This window comes from Paenisporosarcina sp. TG20 (genome assembly GCF_000286315.1).
Lineage (GTDB): Bacteria > Bacillota > Bacilli > Bacillales_A > Planococcaceae > Paenisporosarcina.
Map to the genome: position 1 here is coordinate 1 of NZ_ALJG01000144.1, position 5,336 is coordinate 5,336.

Consider the following 5,336-nt stretch of genomic DNA (forward strand, 5'->3'; position numbering starts at 1 on the left):
AGGACGTCGCTAGGCAAATAGAACACCGGTACCTGTAAAAAGGTATCGGTTTTTTTGTGTAATTTTAATCTATAGTAAATAGTGAGAAAGAATGAGAAGAAATCAAGAGTAAAGAGAAGAGGACTGTTATAAAATCTCCCCTTACGTTTACAGGACGTTGCTAGAGAAACGAAAAACCGTTACCTGTAAAAAGGTAACGGTTTTTTGGATGGTTAAATTTCTATATTTAAAGAAGCCAAAAAGAGATTACTTGGAGGTCTACGATTAACGAAGAAATGTGGTGTAAATTATTAAATCCTGAAGACAGTCGTGCTTCGTTTGCTAATCCATCTAATTGTCCACATAAGAAAAAACAAATTAGGAATTCGACTTAAAAGCTTATGCTTTAGTAAAAATATTTAATTTTCCAATACGTTCCACGGCTTCTTCTAAACGATGTTCATCTACTAATAACCCAACCCGGATATAACCTTCCCCAAACTTACCGAAACCATTTCCAGGAGCAACAGCTACGTCTGCTTCAGCTAATATTTTATCTGCAAACATTTGGCTTGTATAGCCTTTGGGAACGGGTAGCCATGCAAAGAATGAGCCTTTAGGAGACTCTACTTGCCATCCGATGCGGTTACATGCATTTATTAACACGTTACGGCGGTTCTCATAACGATTTGCTAACTCGTTCACACATTCTTGGCTATCAGTTAAAGCTGCAATAGCTGCATGCTGTATGGCTGGGAATATACTTACAAACATGTGATCTTGGATCAAGTTTAAAGCCTCTATTAGTTGTGAGTTTCCAACTGCAAATCCAACTCGCCATCCGGCCATATTGTAAGTTTTAGATAAGGTATACATTTCAATACCAACGTCCTTAGCACCTTTTGCTTGTAAGAAACTAACAGGTTTTACACCATCAAACCCAATGGCTCCATAGGCAAAGTCATGTGAAACTGCAATGTCATTTTCTTTTGCAAACGCTACGGTTTCATTGAAGAAATCTAGGTTTGCTGTTGCACCTGTTGGATTGTTTGGATAGTTTAAATACATGAGTTTTGCTCGTTCTTTACTTTCATCTGAGAGCATAGTGTAGTCAGGTAGAAAACTATTTTCTGCCATAAGTGGTAACGTTTCATAGTGAACATCAGCCATAACCACTCCTGATAAATAATCTGGATATCCAGGGTCTGGAAGCAACATCAAATCACCTGGATTTAATACGGCCATCGGCAATTCAACTAGACCGATTTTTGTTCCGAATAATACTGCTACTTCCGTTAAGGGGTCAATATCGACATTGTATTCACGTTTATAAAAATCTGCTGCTGCTTGTTTTAATTCGGCAATTCCTCGAAATGGTGAATATTTATGATTAGCTGGGTTTTCAACAGCTTCTTGTAATGCTTTTACGATGTGTGGGGGAGTTGGTTGATCTGGGTTACCTTGTCCTAAATTAATCACATCTCGTCCTTGTGCTACCGCTGCTCCTACTTTCTGTACAAGAGAAGCAAAAAATTGTGGGGGTAGTTGTTTTAATTTGTTTGATAGTTCCATAGGGTTTCCTCATTTTCTAAAAATAGTTGCATTCCTCAGCCAAATCTTATAACCTTTTGAGTAACTTGTCTATAGGTGGTGTATCATGAAAATCGCATGCATTCAGCTTGACGTTGCATTTGCTGATCCTGAAAAGAATTTTCGCAACGTCCAAACTTTAATTGAGAAGGTAGTAAAAGAAGGCGCAGAGCTCGTTGTTTTACCTGAGATGTGGAATACGGCTTATGCATTAACAGAGTTGGAAAGACTCGCTGATTTAGAAGGACAACGAACAAAAAAATTTTTATCAGATTTAGCGCGAAAACATCATATATATATTGTAGGTGGTTCGGTTTCAACGAAAAAAGGAGACCACTTCTATAACACGATGTATGTCTATGCAAACGATGGTAAGTTCGTTAGTGAATATGATAAGGCACATTTATTCCGTTTGATGGATGAACATCTGTATTTACAAGCAGGAAATAAAGAAAATGTGTTTTCTTTAGGTTCTATTCAAGCTGGTGGGGTAATATGCTATGATTTGAGGTTTCCTGAATGGTTAAGGGCTCATGCATTAGCAGGAGCGAAGGTGCTTTTCATACCAGCACAATGGCCGGATACTCGTATTGACCATTGGAAGATCTTACTACAGGCTCGCGCAATTGAAAATCAATGCTTTGTAATTGCAGTAAACCGAACTGGTAGTGATCCGAAAAATCATTTTAATGGCCAATCGATGATTATTGCACCATGGGGTAAAGTGTTATGGACCGGCACTGAACAGGAAGAGTACGCATTAATTGATGTTGATTTTTCGCAAGTTGAAGAAGTCCGTACTCATATACCAGTCTATGAAGATCGCAGACCGGCACTTTACAAAACATTATTAGAAAATTTAAAAAAGTGATTGACACTTTCAATAAAACGTCGTAGTATTTAGTCTCAGTAACAAAACAATTAAATATGGTAATTTATCAAGAGAGACCGAGGGATAGGCCCTATGACGTCCAGCAACCCCCAGAATAACTGGGAAGGTGCCAACTCCTGCAGAATGATTCATTCTGAAAGATAACCCTAATCCATTTTTCGGTGTCTCTTTCATGATGAAAGGGGCACTTTTTATATGCAAAAAAAGGAGCTTGTGATGATACATATAAAAGATTTAACTAAAGAATATAAATCTAAAAAAAATACTGTGATTGGTGTGGATCACGTAAATCTTGATATTAAGAAAGGTGAAGTGTTCGGTATTGTCGGGTATTCAGGAGCAGGAAAAAGTTCTCTACTACGCTGTATCAATCTCCTAGAGAGGCCAACAAGTGGCCAGGTTGAAGTGAACGGGTCCGATCTGACAAAATTGAATGGAAAGGAATTACGAAAAGCACGTTTGAAAATTGGTATGATTTTTCAACACTTTTACTTAATTAGTCAGAAGACAGTAGCCGAAAATATTGCATTTGCGTTAAAGGCAGCAAGTACACCGAAAGAAAAAATAAAATCACGTGTTTCAGAACTGCTAGAGATGGTGGGGTTAACTGATAAGAGAGATGTGTTTCCAGCACAACTGAGTGGTGGGCAAAAGCAACGTGTCGGCATAGCGCGCGCTCTAGCAAATGATCCCGCTGTGTTACTGTGTGATGAAGCCACTTCAGCACTCGATCCAAATACAACATTAGCTATTTTAAGATTACTGAAAAAAATCAACAAAGAATTAAATATCACAATTGTGTTAATCACTCATGAAATGAATGTAGTAAAAGAGATTTGTGATCGAATGGCGGTTATGCAGGATGGTCGTATTATTGAGGAAGGAGATGTATATGATATCTTCTCAAAACCTCAAACAGAGTTAACGAAAGAATTTATTAGTAGTGTTGTTTCGTTCGATGTGCCTAAATCGATTTTAGATGCCTGTAAGGGTTCGGTTGTGAAGGTGTTATTTAGAGGAGACGTGGCAGGTGAAGGGGTAATATCAGATACCATTCAGCTATTTGAAGTTAGTGGAAACTTTTTGCGTGGTTCGATTGAATACATTCAAGAAAGGCCTCTAGGTTTGTTTTTAATGGAAATACAAGGACAGCCAGATAATATTTCGAGAGCCATCACATATATGGAAAGCCGTGGAGCGCAAGTGGAGGTGATTGAGAATGGGCTTTGATTTTCAGCATATGATTGAACTTTTGCCTGATATTACATTAGCTTTTAATCAAACACTTTACATGATAGGGATAGCATTGTCGGTTTCACTTATTATTGGATTACCGCTCGGAATTATTCTTTTTACTACCGATCGAGGATTATTCTTAGAAAATCGATTTGTGAAAACCACACTTGGATTTATCGTTAACATGGTACGTTCAGTTCCTTTCATTATCTTGTTAGTTGCGCTAATTCCCTTAACTAAATTAATCGTAGGTTCTACGATTGGGCCAGCCGCCGCAAGTGTTTCCTTATCAGTTGCAGCTATTCCGTTTTTCGCCCGAATCGTCGAAACGTCATTGCGTGAAATTGATAAGGGAGTCATTGAAGCTGCTGTTGCAGTAGGGGCAACACCTTGGATGATAATCAAGGATGTATTATTACCAGAAGCGAAATCAAGTATTATACAAGGTATCACACTAACCATCATTAGCCTTGTAGCCTATTCGGCAATGGCAGGTGTTGTAGGTGGTGGAGGTATTGGCGATTTAGCGATACGATTCGGATATTACCGTTACGACAATACGATAATGATTGTCACGGTTGTAATATTAATTGTTCTCGTTCAACTCATCCAACTGTTGGGTGACTGGACGTCAAAAGCAATAGATAAACGATAATAGGGAGAGAAAACACACATGAAAAAAGGATTATTTACAATTATTTTAGTTATCTTAATTACAGTACTCGCTGCTTGCGGTGGGGACGAGGAATCTAGTACAGCCGATGACGTTAAATCTGTTAAGTTAGGCGGTACAGCTGGACCTTATAGTGATATGTTAAATAAAGCGATTAAACCGGCACTAGAAGAAAAAGGGTACGAGGTCACAATTGTTGAATTCAGTGATTATATTCAACCAAATAATGCATTAAATAATGGAGATATTGATGCGAACCTTTTCCAACATACAATCTATTTAGAGAATTTTTCGAAAGAAAACAAGATGGAGTTAGAAGGACTTATTACTGTACCAACTGCACCAATGGGGATTTACTCAAATAAATTTAATTCAATCGAAGAGATTGAAGATGGTGCTACGATTGCGATACCAAATGATCCGGTAAATGCTGCACGTACATTTTTAATATTACAAGACCATGGCTTGATTGAATTAGATCCTAATTCAGAACCGTTAACAGTTTCTGAAAAAGATATTACAACAAACACGAAAAACTTAGTATTCCAGCCGATTGAAGCAGGCGGGTTACCTCGAGCGGTAGATGGTTCAGATTTAGCTGCAGTACCAGGAAACTTCGCTCTAGCGGCAAAAATGGATTTATTGGATGCCTTAGTTCTTGAAAATATGCCAGATCAATACCGCAACTTAGTTGCTGTAAAGACTGAAAACAAAGATTCACAATTTGCGAAAGACTTAGTGGAAATAGTTGAGTCAGCAGAATTTGAAGAAATAATCGATGCTGAATTCGTAGGCTTCGGCAAACCAGAGTGGATGGAAAGTCGTTAAGGCTAATATGTCTCTTATGGAATGCGTAACTTAGACTAGTAGATAGGCATTATCTATGTAAACTAGAGTTGGATTACTAATGAAATTTTAACTTCTATAATATGCTTCAAGATCCTTGCAACTTAAGTTGCAAGGATC

At 38.0% G+C, this 5,336-nt stretch carries 5 protein-coding genes and 1 riboswitch; of the genes, 4 read left to right on the forward strand and 1 reads right to left on the reverse strand.

Going from position 1 to position 5,336, the window contains the following annotated elements:
* Window positions 1-378: 378 nt before the first annotated feature.
* On the reverse strand, window positions 379-1,551 hold the full coding sequence (locus B371_RS0101760; protein ID WP_019412600.1) for a pyridoxal phosphate-dependent aminotransferase: 1,173 nt from the start codon (window positions 1,549-1,551) through the stop codon (window positions 379-381).
* An 85-nt stretch (window positions 1,552-1,636) separates the two neighbouring features.
* On the opposite strand from B371_RS0101760, the gene B371_RS0101765 reads away from it, so the two are divergent.
* The 4 genes from B371_RS0101765 (at window position 1,637) to B371_RS0101780 (ending at window position 5,198) form a co-directional block, all read left to right on the forward strand.
* Window positions 1,637-2,440, forward strand: coding sequence for a carbon-nitrogen family hydrolase (locus B371_RS0101765; RefSeq protein WP_019412601.1), 804 nt, complete (start codon window positions 1,637-1,639; stop codon window positions 2,438-2,440).
* A 61-nt stretch (window positions 2,441-2,501) separates the two neighbouring features.
* Window positions 2,502-2,608: riboswitch (SAM riboswitch) on the forward strand.
* A gap of 69 nt (window positions 2,609-2,677) precedes the next feature.
* Complete coding sequence (locus B371_RS0101770; protein ID WP_026022945.1) at window positions 2,678-3,691, forward strand: methionine ABC transporter ATP-binding protein; 1,014 nt, start codon at window positions 2,678-2,680, stop codon at window positions 3,689-3,691.
* On the forward strand, window positions 3,681-4,352 hold the full coding sequence (locus B371_RS0101775) for a methionine ABC transporter permease (RefSeq protein ID WP_019412603.1): 672 nt from the start codon (window positions 3,681-3,683) through the stop codon (window positions 4,350-4,352). Before B371_RS0101770 ends, B371_RS0101775 begins: the two co-directional genes overlap by 11 nt.
* An 18-nt stretch (window positions 4,353-4,370) precedes the next feature.
* A complete protein-coding gene (locus tag B371_RS0101780; RefSeq protein WP_019412604.1) occupies window positions 4,371-5,198 on the forward strand; it encodes a MetQ/NlpA family ABC transporter substrate-binding protein in 828 nt (275 codons plus the stop codon).
* Window positions 5,199-5,336 lie beyond the last annotated feature (138 nt).